The 17,242-nt window shown below is 40.8% G+C and carries 19 protein-coding genes; 4 read left to right on the top strand and 15 right to left on the bottom strand.

From position 1 onward, the window contains the following. Nucleotides 1-28: 28 nt before the first annotated feature. From M1M80_RS01255 to M1M80_RS01240, 4 genes are all read right to left on the bottom strand, one after another. Entirely contained in the window at nt 29-220 is a 192-nt protein-coding gene (locus tag M1M80_RS01255; protein WP_041521120.1) for a DUF5370 family protein, read from the bottom strand. 14 nt (nt 221-234) lie between these two features. Further along, nucleotides 235-483, bottom strand: coding sequence for a sigma-G-dependent sporulation-specific acid-soluble spore protein CsgA (csgA, locus tag M1M80_RS01250; protein ID WP_003241413.1), 249 nt, complete (start codon nt 481-483; stop codon nt 235-237). 112 nt (nt 484-595) lie between these two features. After that, nucleotides 596-1,984 carry an amino acid permease gene (locus M1M80_RS01245; RefSeq protein ID WP_019257328.1) on the bottom strand — a complete coding sequence of 463 codons (1,389 nt, stop codon included), beginning with the start codon at nt 1,982-1,984 and terminating at the stop codon, nt 596-598. 317 nt (nt 1,985-2,301) lie between these two features. Next, nucleotides 2,302-3,486 (bottom strand): DUF4885 domain-containing protein, encoded by a 1,185-nt coding sequence (locus tag M1M80_RS01240; protein ID WP_060397830.1) that lies wholly within the window; start codon nt 3,484-3,486, stop codon nt 2,302-2,304. A gap of 131 nt (nt 3,487-3,617) precedes the next feature. Here M1M80_RS01240 and M1M80_RS01235 point away from each other — a divergent pair, with 131 nt between their 5' ends. Next, complete coding sequence (locus M1M80_RS01235; RefSeq protein WP_060397829.1) at nt 3,618-4,475, top strand: hypothetical protein; 858 nt, start codon at nt 3,618-3,620, stop codon at nt 4,473-4,475. A gap of 97 nt (nt 4,476-4,572) precedes the next feature. Beyond that, nucleotides 4,573-5,343: a serine/threonine-protein kinase gene (locus tag M1M80_RS01230; RefSeq protein WP_060397828.1), complete on the top strand. Its 771-nt coding sequence runs from the start codon at nt 4,573-4,575 to the stop codon at nt 5,341-5,343. Here the strand turns inward: M1M80_RS01230 and M1M80_RS01225 are convergent. The 4 genes from M1M80_RS01225 to M1M80_RS01210 form a co-directional block, all read right to left on the bottom strand. Further along, nucleotides 5,328-5,531, bottom strand: coding sequence for a hypothetical protein (locus M1M80_RS01225; RefSeq protein ID WP_003241419.1), 204 nt, complete (start codon nt 5,529-5,531; stop codon nt 5,328-5,330). The genes M1M80_RS01230 and M1M80_RS01225 overlap by 16 nt on opposite strands. A gap of 117 nt (nt 5,532-5,648) precedes the next feature. Beyond that, on the bottom strand, nt 5,649-6,635 hold the full coding sequence (gene ybdK, locus M1M80_RS01220; RefSeq protein ID WP_060397827.1) for a two-component system sensor histidine kinase YbdK: 987 nt from the start codon (nt 6,633-6,635) through the stop codon (nt 5,649-5,651). Next, nucleotides 6,632-7,303 carry a two-component system response regulator YbdJ gene (gene ybdJ / locus M1M80_RS01215; protein WP_060397826.1) on the bottom strand — a complete coding sequence of 224 codons (672 nt, stop codon included), beginning with the start codon at nt 7,301-7,303 and terminating at the stop codon, nt 6,632-6,634. The genes ybdK and ybdJ overlap by 4 nt, the downstream gene beginning before the upstream one ends. A 1-nt stretch (nt 7,304) precedes the next feature. Beyond that, nucleotides 7,305-8,282: an alpha/beta hydrolase gene (locus M1M80_RS01210; RefSeq protein WP_060397825.1), complete on the bottom strand. Its 978-nt coding sequence runs from the start codon at nt 8,280-8,282 to the stop codon at nt 7,305-7,307. 135 nt (nt 8,283-8,417) lie between these two features. On the opposite strand from M1M80_RS01210, the gene M1M80_RS01205 reads away from it, so the two are divergent. Next, complete coding sequence (locus M1M80_RS01205) at nt 8,418-9,248, top strand: MerR family transcriptional regulator (protein WP_060397824.1); 831 nt, start codon at nt 8,418-8,420, stop codon at nt 9,246-9,248. Between the two features lie 4 nt (nt 9,249-9,252). Continuing rightward, the gene (locus M1M80_RS01200) at nt 9,253-10,248 is read left to right on the top strand and encodes a serine hydrolase domain-containing protein (protein WP_060397823.1); all 996 of its coding nucleotides are present in this window, start codon (nt 9,253-9,255) and stop codon (nt 10,246-10,248) included. A gap of 181 nt (nt 10,249-10,429) precedes the next feature. Here the strand turns inward: M1M80_RS01200 and skfG are convergent, their stop codons facing one another. The 7 genes from skfG to M1M80_RS01165 form a co-directional block, all read right to left on the bottom strand. Then, nucleotides 10,430-10,945 carry a sporulation killing factor biosynthesis/export protein SkfG gene (gene skfG / locus M1M80_RS01195; protein ID WP_060397822.1) on the bottom strand — a complete coding sequence of 172 codons (516 nt, stop codon included), beginning with the start codon at nt 10,943-10,945 and terminating at the stop codon, nt 10,430-10,432. A 360-nt stretch (nt 10,946-11,305) separates the two neighbouring features. Further along, on the bottom strand, nt 11,306-12,478 hold the full coding sequence (locus M1M80_RS01190) for an MFS transporter (protein ID WP_060397821.1): 1,173 nt from the start codon (nt 12,476-12,478) through the stop codon (nt 11,306-11,308). A gap of 124 nt (nt 12,479-12,602) precedes the next feature. Further along, on the bottom strand, nt 12,603-12,905 hold the full coding sequence (locus M1M80_RS01185; protein WP_003234907.1) for an ArsR/SmtB family transcription factor: 303 nt from the start codon (nt 12,903-12,905) through the stop codon (nt 12,603-12,605). Between the two features lie 338 nt (nt 12,906-13,243). Then, on the bottom strand, nt 13,244-13,606 hold the full coding sequence (locus M1M80_RS01180) for a Na-translocating system protein MpsC family protein (protein WP_060397820.1): 363 nt from the start codon (nt 13,604-13,606) through the stop codon (nt 13,244-13,246). Between the two features lie 56 nt (nt 13,607-13,662). Beyond that, the gene (locus tag M1M80_RS01175) at nt 13,663-13,953 is read right to left on the bottom strand and encodes a DUF6407 family protein (RefSeq protein ID WP_003241434.1); all 291 of its coding nucleotides are present in this window, start codon (nt 13,951-13,953) and stop codon (nt 13,663-13,665) included. Between the two features lie 66 nt (nt 13,954-14,019). Beyond that, the gene (locus M1M80_RS01170) at nt 14,020-14,544 is read right to left on the bottom strand and encodes a carbonic anhydrase (RefSeq protein ID WP_060397819.1); all 525 of its coding nucleotides are present in this window, start codon (nt 14,542-14,544) and stop codon (nt 14,020-14,022) included. Nucleotides 14,545-14,619: 75 nt separating this feature from the next. After that, nucleotides 14,620-17,235, bottom strand: a complete 2,616-nt coding sequence (locus M1M80_RS01165) for a DUF2309 domain-containing protein (protein ID WP_060397818.1) — start codon at nt 17,233-17,235, stop codon at nt 14,620-14,622. Between the last annotated feature and the right edge of the window lie 7 nt (nt 17,236-17,242).

The raw sequence follows: 17,242 nt of genomic DNA, 5'->3' as shown, positions 1-17,242 counted from the left end.
TAAAAGAGCCCTGCACATAGGCAGGGCTCTAAATGTCATGCTCAAAACAATAATGATTCACAAGCTCTTCAATCAAATCATGATCGGGATATTCCCCGTTAAATTCAAACTCGATTTCTTCCACAAATTCTCCGTGATGGTACACATGGATGGCTCCATTTTGACGGACGACGCTAAACTCCGGCTGAAATGTATATCCGCTTCGTTCAATTGCTCCCATTTCTTCCCCGCCTTTCAAAGCAGTAATTCATACACCTCGTTTAATTCCTTGGCTCGTTTTTGATCCTGTTCATTCTGGGCATACTTAATTTCTTTCTCTAATACATGGTTCAAAAAAGACATTTCATTGTCATCTAAGTCTTTTACAAATTCCTCTTCATTCACATACCGCTTCGCCAGCATCTTCTTGCAAATCCGCTGGCAGACTTCATTTTCAAGATGGTTTGAAAGTGATTCGCGCAAATAACCGAGTGTAACATCCATTTTTGAACACCTTTCCTTCTGCTATCTTTACCCTATAGCTTGCTGAAATAGGGAAAATCCATACGCCAAAAATAAAAAAAGAGACATCTGTGAATGTCTCTTTTTTCTATGGTTATTCAGCCGCTTGGCTGCTTTTTGTCAAATTGGCCTGCGCACGTTTGCCAATCCCAAACACATAATAACTCATGACCACAAGCGCTAAGAATATCACGCCTACAATCAGAGAAATGCGAGTATCATCATTAAACCACATGCCGACCAGAACCATCAGCAAGAAAGCAATCGTCAAATAGTTTGTGAAAGGTGCAAACGGCATTTTGAATGGATGTTTATCTAATGCAGCGCCCTTCGCTTTTCTGAATCCGATGTGACTGATCAAAATGATAAACCAAGGAATCATGCCGGGCAGCACGCTTGCGCTGTATACATATACAAAGATCTTCGGCGGCGCAATATAGTTCAGCACAACACCGACAGCCAAACCGATCAGTACCGCAATTGTGCCATACAGCGGCACACCATTGCGTGAAATCTTCTTAAAGAATTTCGGCGCTTGTCCATTGACGCCTAATGTATAAAGCATACGGCCCGCACTGAAAATACCGCTGTTACAGCCGGACATTGCCGCTGTAATCACGACAAAGTTAATAATGCCGGCGGCTGCCGTAATTCCGATTTTCGCGAACGTAGACACGAACGGGCTTCCAAGTGAATTGAGCTCATCCCAAGGATAAACTGTCACGATCACAAAGATAGCGCCAATATAGAAAATCAAAATACGCCAGATAATACTTTGAATCGCACTTCTTAGCGTGTTTTGCGGGTCCTTCGCTTCACCGGCTGTAATCCCGATCAGCTCAACTCCTTGATAGGCCGCAATGACGAGAGACAGTGCAAAGAAGAAACCTGAGAAACCGCCCGCAAAGAAGCCCCCGTGAGACCACAAGTTCGACAATCCGATCGCATCTCCGCCGTTGCCAAACCCGAAGAAAATAATCCCGATTCCCGCAATAATCATCAAGATAATCGTCACGATTTTAATCATCGCAAACCAAAACTCAAATTCGCCAAATGACTTAACAGAAATTAAGTTCGCCGCACCAAGAATCACCATTGCCACGATACCAGGTATCCAAGCAGGTAAATCCGGGAACCAATACTTCATATAAGAACCGACAGCGATAATTTCTGACATGCCGACGATAATCCACTGGAACCAGTTGCTCCAAGCTGTTATATAACCTGCCAGCGGATGAATATATTGATGGCCGAATGTCGCAAAAGAACCCGTGCTCGGCTCGACATAAAGCATTTCACCCATCGCACGCATAATAAAAAAGATAAAAATTCCGCATATTGCATAAGCCAGAAGGACAGACGGGCCAGTCCATGAAATCGTGCTGGCAGAACCCATAAACAACCCAACACCGATCGTACCGCCCAAGGCGATCATCTGAATATGACGCGCGCCAAGGCCCCTCTTTAATTCTTTATTTGCCACTCCTCTTCCTCCTCTTAACCAAAATACTCGAAAATGATAAAACAGCATGCCTGCTTGCCTTCTCATCAATCAGTTATAACAATCAGAAAATTCAAACTTAAAATTGTTATATAATCTCCAAAATTACTTATTTCATCATAATAAATTTCTCTGGAAAATACAATTGTTTTTTTCAGGCAAACACCTTCATTCAAAGTTTTTCATCGAAACTTCGATTAAAATCTTTTATATGAATATAATTAAATTATTTGAATATTAAAATTATATTTCCTCTATTGATTCTCATAAAAAATAAGCTGTTCACAATGAACAGCTTTCTAATAATTCACACCCGTTTGGTGCTTTAATGTCTCAAGCCACCCGGTATCTCCGGTGCCATAGCCCTTGCTTTGCCCCACATCTCTTAAAGATCCATTGCTGTAGTTAATTGATAAGATGAAATCAGGAATCGTATCATACCCGGCTTCCGCAATTTTACTGAGCTCTGAACGGTAGTGAGATATAGCATAAGAAGCCATTTGTTTTTGCAGAGGATTTTTTTCAAGCTCTTCTTTATATACGTCTAATAAGTCACGTCCATCAGGCGTTACATACCGCCCGTCAATCACTTCTAAATCCTTCAAATGATAGCCTGTAACTTCATACATCTCACGAGCAGCCTGATACTTTTTATATGCTTCTTCGGAAAATTGTGTTGAATCACTGCTTTGGCTTTTCATGATATGTAAAAATAGCTCTTTGCTGTTGTCTCCAGATTGCAGCACTTGCTCAATTTGCTCAATCAGTGCCTGATCGTCTGTCCCGCTCACCTGTACCTTATAGTCAATCGGCGTAATCGTAAACGTCAGCTCTATCCCCTGCGGAATGTGAATATGGTTTCGGTTCAACAGCACTTGCAGCTGTTGGTTAACCTGGCTTCGCTGATATACCTTTGCATTCTCAGCTTCCACTTCTCCATTAAACGTGACATTGCGAAACGCAGCATCCTGAAGGTTATAGTTTTGCGCCTTCCCTTTGAATAGCCATTCTGTTTCATTATCGTAAGCAGCCTGTCTTTCTGCAGCTGACAGATCACTTCTGAAATAAGGCGACTTTGAATTTTGGTACTTATCCTTAATATAGCCTAATGGATCAGACTTTGTTTTGTTAATCGCATTCATCCTGCTGTATTTTTCATCTAGCATTTTGATTCTGATATCACTCTCAGATTCATAGGGGTTATTGGATTGAATCACTGTTTCTTCCCCTGTATCTGTCACTGTTTGATCATTCGCTGATTGATACACTTTGCTGAAAGTCCCGCCGTTTCCCGCCACACTGGTTTTAGAATAATTGAACTGGTTGATTCCTTCATTTGAAGATCGTGCCTCAAGCCTGCTGTATGCCTTTTCCAGCACCGCCGCTGTATTTTCAGACGTATTCTCGCGTTTAGTAGCCGCATTCCTATTCAATATGTTCTGTGCCATCAGCTGGGTGCGGATAAATTGCCGATTCAGACGCATTAGATTCCCTCCTGAACAATTCTCTCTTACCCTTTTTTATCGGCAATCCAATGTATATATTAACCTCAAGAAACATTTATTTACACATGAAACTTTAATATGTATGATGGAAATAAAAGGAGGTTGTTTACATGACGAAAAAATGGCTTATTCCATTCGCTATTATGCTGTCTGTCTTATTCACCTTTACTTATTCGGCATCAGCTGCCGGAGTCACTGCTATTACAGGAAACAATTCATTTGATACCGCAGCACCGATCGGATATTGGAAATATAAGAATATCGATACAACGATACTGGAAGCCGGACAAGATGAAGCCTATTTCACTTTTACAGCTAATAAGGGAGAAAAAGTATACGTGAGAAGTACATATCAGAGCACGTACACAGGCATGAAAATTGAAATTTACGATAAGAACAGAGTACCTGTTTCACAAGGTACAGAAGTCATTAATCCTAACACTTTTTCTTCATTTATCTATGCCAATGCTGACGCTCAAAACACGACGGATACCTTCTATGTGAAAGTGTCACGCGGCACCTATACCGGGAACATGTATTTCACACTTTCAATTGAAGACCGAATCAAATCCGGCAGCGGAACGTTCCAGTTCAGCGGCGTTGCTGAAAATAAAGGAAACACAAGCCTTAGTCCCTCAGGTTCTGACTCCAACGTGATCAAGGTTGATTTAACAAATCAATCCGGAATACCGCGCGATGCCATCGTAACCAGAGTACAAACAACCGCCACTCAAACACCAAGCCAGGGAAATACACGCCACTTCATCATGACGAGTGAAAACAACGAATGGCGCCGTGCTCTTGTGAATAGCTCGACTTCAGGGTCTTATGATATATCCTTGTCAGATCAACTCAGTGTAGCAAAGGTATGGAGTTTTAAATATAATACACTAGCAACTGCTAAATCGACGATGAGTAATGTAAAAGCAAAAATAGATTATGAATACGATGTCACAAAGCAGTTTTAACTTATACCGAGCCGGTTATCCGGCTCTTTTTTATTTTTAGCCTAGAAGGCAATTGTTTTGATAAACTATAATCAGTACAACCAAGGGAAGTGCAGACATGGCATTAAAACAGCTAAAAAAGCTCCTTTTTGACCGCCCTCTAAAGGATGGCGTTATCCTGAATCATCAATACAAAATTGAAGAATGCCTCGGCATGGGCGGCTATGGCTTGGTTTATTTGTGTACCGATGTCCATACTCAAACCTCTTATGTCTTAAAACAGCTACGGCCGACAAAAGCGAAAAAGGAAAAAGAAAGAGTCCGGTTCCAGCAGGAAATGAAACTGCTCAAAAGCATGCACCACCCGCAAATCCCGGCCTTCATAGAAGATTTCATCATTGACGGACAAGCTTATTATGTCATGCAGTTCATTGAGGGAGATAACATAGAAGAATTACTATTTTTTCGAAAACAGCCATTTACAGAGCTCATGGCGTTACAGCTGATTTCACAGCTCCTTGAGATTTTAGAATACCTGCATGAACGCCTGATATTTCATAGCGACATCAGAACGCCTAATATCATCATCAATGACGGCAGGCTCTGCCTCATCGATTTCGGCCTTGCCAAACAATTGACTCCTGAAGAAACGGAGGAAGTAAAGGTGAGGAAACAGGATGACTTCTTCGATCTTGGAGAAACGCTGTTGTTCCTGATGTATTCTCAATATAAAGGAAAAAAGAAGAAAAACGGCACCTGGATGGAGGAATTAACGCTCACAAAAGAAGTAACCCTGCTGCTAAAAAAATTATTGGGCATTGATGAAGAGTATCAGCACACCGCTTTCATTCGTGAAGATTTAAACCGAGCCATTCAATCGGTCACATAAAAAAACCCTTGTCCCAAAAGCGGAACAAGAACTTTTTTTGGATTAACTGCTGCTGTAGCTCCGGCGTTTGTAACGATGACTGCCGCCATAACGGTCGTAGTGTCTTCTTTTGCCTGAGCTGCTGCTGTAGCTGCGGTAATGTCTGCGCCGGCTGCTGCTGTAATGCCGGTGTCTGCGATATCGGTCACTAGAGCTGCCTGAGAGGTACTTGATCGTTTTGATGATTTTTTTAAACATTGCTGATCACCTCATTTCTTTCTTCCTATTATATATATTTTATGGGAGAAAGAAAAACATCAGCGGGGTCACTCTTTTGAAAACAAGAACCCTGTTCCATTCTCATTTGTCTGCAGCTCATAAGTAATCGCGAGAAGTCTGCATATATCCTCAATAATCTTTAACCCAAGCCCCTCACTCTTCTGGGTCTGATCAAATCCAATACCGTCATCCCGAATAGAAACAGTGCCATGTTCAATCGTAACTTCCATCTTTTCAGCTTTTGAATGCTTTAACGTATTTTGAAAAATATTATCGAACAGTCTTTGCATCCATAACACGTTGCTCATCCATATCACTTCTTGATCTTCTGGCTTATAGTGCAATTCAATCCCATTCATACTGTATAAATAATCCCACTTTTTCACCGCTGTTTCTAATAGCTCGTTTAGGCGCACTTCTTCATTTACGATATAAGAACTTTCTAACGTCTCAGCGGAATATAGATTGAATTCATTGGTTAGTTCCGAGATATATTCGATTTGCTGATACAACGATTCGAATACGGCCGGATCATGACATTGGCCTTCCAAATAAAACAACTGCAGCCTGAGAGCGGTTAAAGGTGTATTAATGTCATGACGCAGTTTTTGCAAAAGTTCCTTTTTGATTTCCTCCTGCTGTCTCAGTTCCAGTTCACGGTATGTCGTCCGTTCAATTAACAAATTGACCGATTTGGTCAGTTCCCCGATTTCATCAGCGCGTTTCACTTCTATTTTATCGGGCACCTTTTGATCACTCGCCAGATGCCGAATGGTTTGATTTAATAGATTGATTTTATGCAGCAGGGAATGAATCGACTTTGAAAATAAAAAAGCTAACAATAAGAGTGATAACAAAAATACAACGAGCATTGCCGGATACGCAAAAGACCTGTGAAAAGGCATACCATGATTCATTGATTTAAATATGCTTTCATAAATCACCGACATCAAAATACTAACCGCCAGCAATAGCACAGGAACACTAATAACGGCCGTACATAATAACAGCTGATATTTTGTCTTTAGCTTCATTTCTTCACAACGGTATTCAGCCGATACCCTTCTCCATATATATTTTCAATAATCTCACCCGCTTGATCATTGATTTTGGCTCTTATTTTTTTAATGTGCACATTGACGATATTCGGGTTTCTGTCTTCGAGCTGCCACAGATATTCAAAGAAATGTTCCTTTGTCAGGGTGCTGTCCCTATTTTCATATAAATAAAAGAAAATTTTCCGCTCAATCGCAGTAAACAACACCTCATCATGCAAGCTTTCATTGAACACTTTTTTGGTTTCCGCATCAATATACAAATGTTTGATTTGCGTAAAGGTGCCATAATGATGCTCAAGCATATTCTTCATTCTTAATAGCAGCTCTCTCGGATCAAAGGGCTTCACCATATAATCCTCGCCGATCTGCAACCCTTGAAGCTTGCTGTCCATGTCATTGCGGGCCGAGAGAAAAATGACCGGAATACGCAGCCCCAGCTTTTTGATTTTTGCAGACATTTGATACCCGTCTTCACCCGGAAGCATCACATCCATTATGACCAAATCCACCTTCTGAATTACCGAAAGTACATCCACTCCATCTGTTTTCCACATCACATGATATCCCTCACGCTGCAAAATCTTTTGCAGCAAATCACCAATCATCACATCGTCTTCAACGATTAAAATATGATAACCCTTCATCCTAGCGAACCTTTCTCATAAACTCCATGGAAAGTTTATATATTTGATCAGGCTGATATAAATAAATACTGTGTGTTCCCCTCAGTTCCTTTATATCGGCTGTCTTAAATTGAGCCGCAAACGCTTCATAATCTTTTCGGTTTTGTATGGCATACTTTGAATGTCTATTTTGGTCAGAGACCGCATCTAAAATCAAGACGGGAGTTTCTTTTGGCGCCGGCAGATTCACAGATTTCCTACCGTTTTGGTAAGACTGTAAAAGCTCATGCTCCATATCTGCATTAAAAAATTGTTTGAAATTAATGGCTTTATAGATTTCTTTTTCTTCATCAGTTAAAAACGACTGCCGAATCACCTCAGGATTATATACTGCGGAAGGCATAAACCGATGAAAACCAATCGAAGTTAACAGATGGAACCCTCTCACTTTCAGTCTGTCAATCCCGCTCAATTTATACGTGACATACTGCTGAGGCAATCCAATATCCATCGCAATAATCGCCTTAATTTCCTTAGGATATTTCTGCGCCCAATACATCGCTTCAATCCCGGATATGGAATGAGGCATTAAAATATAAGGAGGCTTATTTCCGCTTTTCATAAGCGCTTTCCTCGTCTGTTCCAGAACCGTATCAATATCTCTGTCATCATTAGACACATCACTGTATCCATAACCAGCCCGATCAACGACAGCAATCTTGTTTTCTTTTGAAAACTTACTGTACAAACCTTTCATCTCATAAGCAGGCGCAGCAATCCCCGAACCGGACATAAACACAAACGTATCCTTCCCGCTTCCCTCTTCGTACACATTCATCTTTTTACCGTCAACATCGACTACTATGCCTTTACCTTTGAGCAAGGCTGCCTCCTTATTTAGCTGGTAATGGTGATAAATAAAAACGGAGACGGAAACAAGCAAAACCAAAGCAGCCAAGCTGCCAAAAATGATTTTTAGGACTTTCCATAAAGTTTTCATATGATGCTCCTTTCACGTGATACGGAAAGGATACGACATGAAAATAAATTTCTGATTAATTTTGGGTCGATTTTATTTAGACATTTGACTTTGTCCTTACGGAAAGGTGTACATTTGGAGCATGGAGGTGATCGTTTGCTATCGATCGGTGAATTTTCAAAGATATGCAAAGTATCAACAAAAACACTGCGATACTATGATGAAATCGGATTAATCCACCCCGAAGACATTAATCCTGAAAATGGATATCGATATTATTCTATCAGGCAGCTGAAAGAAATGCTCTTGATTAACCGTTTAAAGTCGTATCATTTTTCTCTGGAAGAAATCAAAACCATTCTCGATGTAGAAGAGGATCAGGCAGAAGAGATGCTTGGTTTCACCCTTCAGCGACAAAAACAAGAAGTACAGGAAAAGATTAATGCTTATGAATATACACTTACACAAATGAATCAAGACATTCTGCGTGCAGAGAAGGGCAAACCAATGATGTCATGGTTTGACGATATAGAAGTAATGCTTGCCGAAACCCAGCCAATGAACATTCTTTATATACGCCAAATGCTGAGTAGTGATGACTACGCCTTAGGATATGAGAAGTATTTTAGCAGGCTATATGAAAGAATTGCCGTTGATAAACTTACCTTGCTCGGCACGCCCATGACAATTTATCACAGCCCTGAGTACAACCCTGCCGGCAATGATACAGAGTTTGCGATTCCAATAGAGGAGACGGTAAGGGAGACAAGAGATTTACGCGGAGGTCTTTGCGCAAAGTCTGTTTGGAAGGGACCATATGCAGAATTAACAACCGTATACGCTAAGCTGAGAGAATGGGTCGAAGGTGAAGGCTATGATTTGGCGCAATCACCGTATGAAGTGTATGCAACCGATCACCACCAAGCTGGTGTGCCAGAGGATATTGTGACTGAAGTGTATTTTCCAATAAAGAAAAAAGAGAGGTAACGTCATGCAAAGAAACGACTGGCCAACTGCAGACCCGGCAGCCTTGGGGATAGACGCCGATAAACTGTCTGAGCTTGACCCTAAAATAAAATCCGAATACAGCAATATAAACGGTATCGTGGTTGTGAGAAATGGATACATCGCTTATGAGCGCTATTATCATGGTTATGGACCGAATGATACGCATCATGTTGCCTCAGTAACCAAAAGTATCATGTCAGCCCTCATTGGGATTGCAATACATGCAGGATACATCAAAAGTGTCGACCAAAACGTTCTGTACTTTTTCCCGGATACTCCTTATAAACAAATACAAGCCATCACCATACGCCACCTTCTCACGATGACAGCTCCCTATCCATTTGAAGACTGGCACGAACCACTCGACAAGATGTGCATGCAGCCTGATTGGATCACCTATACGCTGGATATGCTGGGCCAAGGAGGCACAATCGGCACTTTTAAATACTCCACCGCAGGTGCACACCTGCTATCAGCCATCATCACCCGCAGCACAGGCAAGAGCGCCCGCGAGTTTGCCAACGAGCACTTATTTAAACCGATCGGCATGAAAGAAATCCCCTATTATGGTATGAAATCATTTGGCTTTGACGATCTATTCGGAAAAAACGTGAAGGGATGGGTAAATGCCCCGGACGGCAACTCAACCGGAGGATGGGGACTTACGCTGACTCCACGGGATATGGCTCGGTTTGGTTATCTATATTTGAATCATGGTACTTGGAACAATCAACAGATCATTCGGAGATCATGGATTGACGAATCAACAGAGATAAACCCCAATAACTACGGTTATCTATGGTGGCTGCGTGATGAGGATGGCGTTTTCTCATACTCAGCACTGGGCGATGGCGGGAATGTGATTTGCTGTGTTCCGGAGAAAAACTTGGTTGTAGCAATTGCATCGGAATTGATTATGAATGCTCGTGACAGGTGGAAGCTGATTAAGGAATGTATTGTCCAGTCTGTGAAAGATTAAACTTATTTATGGCAACTAGACAGATAAGAAATAAGCGGTAGCCTCCTCAATATCTTTCTCCTTGAGAAGGCTGCCGATAACCGCCAATAAGAAATTCTCGTCCTTTCTTATTTTCACCGAAAATCCCATGAAGGTGTCATCTGCTTAGCGATACAAAACCTCCATATCTACTATCCTACCTTCAATCCTCCTTATCTTTCAGCTGAAAAGCAATCAGCTTTCCTAATGCCTCTTCAGCTGCAAACGGAGCAACTATTCCTGAAGGATGTTCATGCTCGTGCTTCAGGCATTCATACATCTTCGGTTCAATGCAAGCCGGATCGATCCATGCAATACACCAGGATGCCCAAAAACGTGATTGCCCTTCACTTTCTTGAGCGATTTTGATGACAAAGGGCAGACTGGGCTTCCCGATTCTCATGAGTGAAATGGCTGCAGCCATTCGTGTATCTTCGGCATGACTTGTTAATAAACGTGATAGCTCCTCCGCTGCTTCACTCGCATCTTCCCCAAACTCACCTAAAACAGCCGCAGCGATATTACGTAAAGAGCCTTCCTCTTTTAAGGCCTCAACCAAAACAGGTATTGCATCTTTTCCTGATCTCTTTAGCTCCCCTATCGCTTGAACAATTGTGATCTCATTTGTATTCGCTAAATTCTGAACAGATAACGACAATTCATCACCATTTGATTTCATAAAAGGGCCCCCTCTCTCGTTTGATAATAGACACTCAGCGTATTCCACAAGGATATACCAGCAAGCGCATTATCCTCCAATTAACATTTAAATACTACAAACACTGTAAATAATCCTGTGAGATCCCATTATAAGAAACTCCGCCGCCTTTTTTAATGTTATCTCGCATCTGCTGAGCACTGACACAAAAGACCCCTTTGGTCAGTTAACCAAAGAGGTCTTATTCATTAAATTCATCTCATCTTATAGAATCAAAAAATTCCTAACGATCTAAAAGGACGGCTCTACATGGACTGGTAACTATGCAATCTAATATATATTAGGGCAATTGAATTTTAAGAACTAAAACAACGCACTGCATTATTGATTGATATCTTTTAGCGCTTGTTTCGGTTGCGAATTGAAAATCATCAATGATGCAATAATTGCAATCATAACTCCTAACGCACCAATCCAAGTAATCGAAGCCAATGATACGTTTTCTACAAAAACGCCCCCTATCCCTGCGCCAACTGCCATGGCGAGTTGCATCATGGACTGATTAATACTGAGCAAAACACCTGACATTTCCGGTTCTATTGTAGCCAGGTGAAATTGCTGTGTCGGACCGGTAGACCATGCGGCAAACGACCATAATATGAGAATCACCAACACTCCGATATAGGAATGAGTAACAAATGACAGCCCAACCAGTGTGACGATATGCAATGTCATCCCGCCGACGAGTGTAAAAGGGACTCCCCATTTATCGGTGCTATATCCCCCAAACTTCGATCCAACCAAACTGGCAATTCCAAATATAAGCAAAACACCGCTAAGCAGCTTGCCGCTTATTCCTGAAATGTTCAAGAGATACGGTGACAGATAGGTATAAGCAACAGAATATCCCCCGAGCCAGAAGAAAGTGATTGATAATCCCATCGCCACTTTCCGTTTTTTGAAAAGAGCAAGCTGTTGAAGCAAAGGGACAGGCTTATCCCCTTCAGTATGCGGAAGAGTAAAGAATATAACGGCCATTGCGATCAATCCTAACAAAGCAATTGCACCAAATACAGACTTCCAGCCTAATGCTACTGCTATCATTCTTCCAAGCGGAACACCAATGATTAAAGAAGCGGTAAATCCCATAACAACAGTAGCGATGGCACTGCCTTGCTTCCCTTCCGATGCAATCTTAGCGGCAATCGTTAATGCGGTGACAACAACCATACCTGCTCCCATCGCCATAATGATCCGCGCTGCAATAAACCATCCATAACCAGGCAGGACAAAGGCCAAGATATTGCCGAACACAAACAAACCGAGAGCATACATCATCAATTTGCGTCTATCCATACTTGCTGTCAATGCCATAAGTATGGGTGTGGAAAGAGCATAGACAAGTGAAAAGATCGTAATAAGCTGGCCCGCGGCAGCCAAGGTTATCCCGAGTGTATGAGCAATGTGATCCAAAATACCGGAAATAATATACTCTGAGGTTCCAACTAAAAAGCTGACAATGGCTAAAATGTAAATTTTCCAAGTGTTAGACATAAAATTTCACTCCTTAATCATAATAAACATATCACGAAATATCGATATGTTAATTCAAAAAATAAACACATCGTAATATGTCGATATGTATGGCGTAAAAATAAACATCTTTTGATGTTTATTTTTATATCTCTGTTTTAAGAAAGTCAGCAAGTTTCCCAATGGCTTCTTCATCTCTTTTGTAATAAGTGTACTTTCCGATTCGTTCCGCCTTAATCAGGCCGGCTCTTAAAAGGATGGTGAGATATTGGGAAGCCGTCGATTGCGTCATTTTCAATTTGTCTGTTATTTGACTGACACATACCCCGATTGTGTTCATATCAATCCCTTCATGGGGTGCAAAATGACGATCAGGCTCCTTCAGCCATTGTAAAATTTGCAGCCTTGATTCATTTGATAAGGCTTTGAATACTTCAATTGGTTCCATGACAATTATTATATCGTTATATTCCGATATGTCAATTCGTTTTTTGATGCTAGCTTTTTTTAGGCTTATTTATGACTAATTCTGTGAAATGAAACTGAAGACAGCATACCAAAAACCAAAGACTTTTGTTCCTGCTTAAATGTATCATAAAGCTTTAGAAATTGGTCTCTAATCATGGCATTGTACGCTTTGGGGAACCCGGCAGTGGCTTTGTTAATTTTGGCATCCGCTTAGATTGTGAATTAAAACAATGGTGGCACTAACTCTAAAAAAAGAAGCGGAAGTTGATTATGTTCAATCAGCTTCCAACCTCTTTGACAAACATTTAATTCTTTATATTAAAGATTTTTCTCTAAATCATTACATAATTTAAATACCATCACTCGTTCACCTGTCCGGGAGCTTAAATCAGTATGAAAACTTTTCACTTCTTCTCCAGTTATCGTAAGGATAATATCCTTAAGACCTTCTATACCTGATTCAACTAACTCCGAACGAGTTTGTTTGATAGATAACATCCCCTCTTTTGAACCACAAACTGCATATTCAGCTGGTGTTAAAATTCCTTTTAAATTAACGATGATCATATCCCGCAGTATATCAGTTTTAACAGATACAGACCCACGCCCAAGATAATCCTTCTCCCATTGAGTAATGGACTTACTGATCTCTGATTCAATAGAACCTCTCGTTTTTTTCATATATAACACATCTCCTGGCAAAAAAATTGGCATATTCTATTAGTTATTTCGTCTCATTAATATTCTCTTACAACATGTCCTTCATATACACCTTCAATATCCAAATCAGTTTTACCGTTTCTTGAGACCACTATCATTTTGGATAACATATTTTCTTCCATCATAGAGTGGACATGCAAAAATCGAACGCTCCCTAAATGGGTTTCCTCAACCTCTTCATAGGATTTTAAATGATAAAAATCGATTGCTTTTCTAATTACTTTTTTCATACATTCCATATTTTCTCGATCAAACGAGCTCATTTCCTCTATTGTTTTCGTTACAAAATCAGTTAAATTAGCGTTCATACAATCTCCTTAGAACTGCTTCTTTCTCCATATATGGGTGCGTTTAAAAGCTGAACCTTCATTTCATCATGACAAGCAATGATCAGGTAGGGCTTGACCTGTTTTAACATCAGGAACCTCCACAATTGAGGCTTTTCCATCCTTATGATGAACGAGTAAACCTCTAACTTTAACATATGACGGCACTAGTGGATGCTGACGAATGATATCAACACTTTTTTCAACACTAGTACTATTTTCATTTAGCCATTCATCGACCGTACCACCTAAAAATTCAGGCCTGCAGTTTTGAAATAGATAATCCAATGTTTGTATTTTATCTTTCATTGTTTCAAGTTGAGTTAGTCCATTACCTGTGGAAGTCCCCTTATCTTTTGTTCCTACCACAAAAACCTCCTCAACATCTTCCTGGTAAATCGCAAAAATAACAGACCTCATTATTTCTCCATAAGGATGTGAGATACCGGCACCATAGCTTTGTATAGTCAGCATATTTTCTGCTGGAGTGTTAGTCACTTCTTGTAAAATAGGCTCCAAGCCGTTTTCCATGTCCGTCAAAAATAATACTTTTTTATTTTGATTTCCATTCATATAGCACACCTCTTCTTTATGTTTTTCATTTTTATATTGAGTAACAAATCCATTTGATAATATTTAGATTCATAATTACCAGCTTTCCCAGCATCCCTCTGGATCAATACTAGCCAGTCGGACCCATCCATTTTGAACTTTTTGGAGAAATACTGAGTCATTATTTAATAACCGTTCTACATATTCTCTAGGTGCTTGGATGACAATTAACAAACGAAGAGGAGAATGATAAGCCTCATAATCTGATTGCATGACGGATTGCCAAGGCAGTCCGGCTAACAAGTCACTTGCATTCCCCTGCATAACTCCGAGACCTGCAGTAACGGTTTGAGTTGCTTTATTTCCGCTGCCATAATAATGAGGTGCTACCGTTGATGCGTAATATTGTAAATTAATCCATTGGGCCACAGTTCCAGGTCCTGCAATAATATTTGCTAGGAGTTCACCGCTTTCGTCCTGCTTCCAATCATAATTATGAAGGAAGGCTCTTCCTTCCAAATCACAATCCTGAGTTAGTTCACGTTGGCCGATAATAAAAGCGGCATTACGAGCCAGTCCCCATTCCGGACGTATCTCACTCCAATCTTCCGCAAATCGGTGTGCCTCAGCCTTCGGGTTTTTAAGTTTCGATTGGACATTCGGTAATTGGGCTAGACGTTCTGAATTTACGTTATGTCTCACTTTCGGCATAACAGCTTCGATACGTTCAAATGCTTCCTGTGCAGCTTTTGAAAGCTCTGGTACATAAAGCCAATGTAATTCATCCACCGTTGTATTATGTTCAGCGGCAGCAAAAACTGTATCCTCAGGGATTTTAATTCCTTCAGTTAAAAGAGCTTCTCTTACCTCTGAAAGATTACATAAAGCAGCTAAAACTCTTGCATTGAATCCACCGGCCGCTCCACCGCAGGCACCACAGTCAAGAGCTGCCGCATAAGGGTTATTGATACTTTGGCTGCCATGCCCGCATATCACGACCAATGGTGCGAAATTCTCTGTTAATCCCATCATTTTTAGAGCTTGCCGAGCATGGTTCACTTTTTCTTCTTCAGTAAAACCTACAGGTATTTCTGCCTCTGTGTCATACTCATGATGAAGCGAGAGTTTTGTATCAGGTTTACGTAACCAAGTCTCACGGAGATTACGAATGAAACGATCCGTTTTTCTTGGCACAAAGCTACGTGCTACCATTTGCAGACTAAGCCAAGGCCCGCTTAGCTCAGGTAAAAGCAAGCTCGTAAGTACATTCTGTTTCATCTTTTTAAATGTATGGCTTAATGAATGAACCGCTTGCGTGCGTTGGTTGTATTTTTCGAGTACATCTTCATCTGCAAACTCTTTTATTGTATTTTGCGGTTTTTGTATGACCGGCAAGGAGGCATGACTGTGTTTACTGCCAAGTTCACAAGTTGCAATCGGCACCCCAAAGAAACCAGCAATACCAATCGTTTCAAATGGACCTTCTTTTTCTAGTTGACGACGAAAAGGCTCTGATCGTACATCGATGCAGAATGCCAATTGAGCTAGTGTAGATTTTTTACCATTGGTTTCACGTTGTTTTGAGATGATCTTCTGACTTAATCGATCAGTGTATGTTTGTTCCCAAGCTTCTAACCAAAGTTTCCTGCGAAGTTTCTCATCAAAGCTGTAGGCAAATGATAAATATTCGTTTTGTTCATCGGCCGACATCTGTGGCCATTTCTCTAATGTAAGTCCCCCCCAATGAATCCAAGCTGCTATAAGGGGAGCAATTGAAATTTTATTCTCAAATCGTTCATTATGAATAGGTAAATATGGCTTTATAAGAGCCCACTCCATGGATATTCGGACCGCTAAATATTCTGTCAGGAGTGCATGTTCATGGCTCGATTGTTGGGAGCGCCAAAGCATCATCCCTGCCCATCCAGGTAAGGAAAGTAAATGACCTTCAAGATAACGCTGGATTTCTGATTCGGGGATTTCTAGTGCGAATAACGCTTCTTGTAAAGCCAAATGTGCCTCTTGCGGCCAACCTTTTAACCTTTCACGCTGCTTTTTACTAAGTGCTGGATCATACTGAATGAGATGCTGCCAGGCACGATAGAAACCTTCCTCACGATTGGGCATTGTCCAACCCGCTTGAGAGTCATCAAGATATAATTTACACCACTTAATGACATGATGATCTAGGATATTGACTAACCTTTCACCATCTTGATTCTCTATATATGAACTTATTGGTTGCATATAAAAACTCTCGATATGATCCAATCCACTGCATTCATTCACCAATTTCTCCAGCTTATGCGATGATAAAAGGTCGGAAGGCAGTGGATCTAATTGTAATCCAGCATGACAAAATCGTTCTGCCACGTCCCGTGGGATATTAAAGGAATGTGAATCAAGCCAACGCTGCAGCCCCATTTCCACAAAATCTTCATCAATCTCACCTTTATTCTTTGCTGAACGGATTATAGATGCACTAGGGTATATATCAACATCCCGAGTGTTTTTCAACCAACCTGCAACCTGATCAAAAGATTGGTTTTCAAGCCCCATCCACGGATTACGTGCAGCAAATGTGGAAATAGGCCAAAGTGGCGCAATCACTCGGCTGGCGGATGTAATTAAAACGTTAAGATCACTTTGAACATCAATATCTGTATCTTTCTTTTTTACATTTTCTTTCGTTAATACGGATGTAATGCCCATCTCAGAT

The organism is Bacillus inaquosorum (genome assembly GCF_023238325.1).
Taxonomy (GTDB): domain Bacteria; phylum Bacillota; class Bacilli; order Bacillales; family Bacillaceae; genus Bacillus; species Bacillus inaquosorum.
The sequence above is the reverse complement of the archived record's forward strand: the minus strand, read 5'-3'. Positions and strand labels throughout refer to the sequence as shown.

Coding starts and splice junctions, on each gene's coding strand:
- ybdJ (WP_060397826.1), bottom strand. CDS start 7,303: ATGAAGGGTTATCATATTTTAATCGTTGAAGACGATGTGATGATTGGT.
- M1M80_RS01255 (WP_041521120.1), bottom strand. CDS start 220: ATGGGAGCAATTGAACGAAGCGGATATACATTTCAGCCGGAGTTTAGC.
- M1M80_RS01175 (WP_003241434.1), bottom strand. CDS start 13,953: ATGAACGCTAATTTAACTGATTTTGTAACGAAAACAATAGAGGAAATG.
- M1M80_RS01200 (WP_060397823.1), top strand. CDS start 9,253: ATGCAAAGAAACGACTGGCCAACTGCAGACCCGGCAGCCTTGGGGATA.
- ybdK (WP_060397827.1), bottom strand. CDS start 6,635: ATGAAGCTAAAGACAAAATATCAGCTGTTATTATGTACGGCCGTTATT.
- M1M80_RS01230 (WP_060397828.1), top strand. CDS start 4,573: ATGGCATTAAAACAGCTAAAAAAGCTCCTTTTTGACCGCCCTCTAAAG.
- csgA (WP_003241413.1), bottom strand. CDS start 483: ATGGATGTTACACTCGGTTATTTGCGCGAATCACTTTCAAACCATCTT.
- skfG (WP_060397822.1), bottom strand. CDS start 10,945: ATGAAATCAAATGGTGATGAATTGTCGTTATCTGTTCAGAATTTAGCG.
- M1M80_RS01185 (WP_003234907.1), bottom strand. CDS start 12,905: ATGGAACCAATTGAAGTATTCAAAGCCTTATCAAATGAATCAAGGCTG.
- M1M80_RS01165 (WP_060397818.1), bottom strand. CDS start 17,235: ATGGGCATTACATCCGTATTAACGAAAGAAAATGTAAAAAAGAAAGAT.
- M1M80_RS01240 (WP_060397830.1), bottom strand. CDS start 3,486: ATGCGTCTGAATCGGCAATTTATCCGCACCCAGCTGATGGCACAGAAC.
- M1M80_RS01190 (WP_060397821.1), bottom strand. CDS start 12,478: ATGTCTAACACTTGGAAAATTTACATTTTAGCCATTGTCAGCTTTTTA.
- M1M80_RS01170 (WP_060397819.1), bottom strand. CDS start 14,544: ATGAATGGAAATCAAAATAAAAAAGTATTATTTTTGACGGACATGGAA.
- M1M80_RS01235 (WP_060397829.1), top strand. CDS start 3,618: ATGACGAAAAAATGGCTTATTCCATTCGCTATTATGCTGTCTGTCTTA.
- M1M80_RS01180 (WP_060397820.1), bottom strand. CDS start 13,606: ATGAAAAAAACGAGAGGTTCTATTGAATCAGAGATCAGTAAGTCCATT.
- M1M80_RS01210 (WP_060397825.1), bottom strand. CDS start 8,282: ATGAAAACTTTATGGAAAGTCCTAAAAATCATTTTTGGCAGCTTGGCT.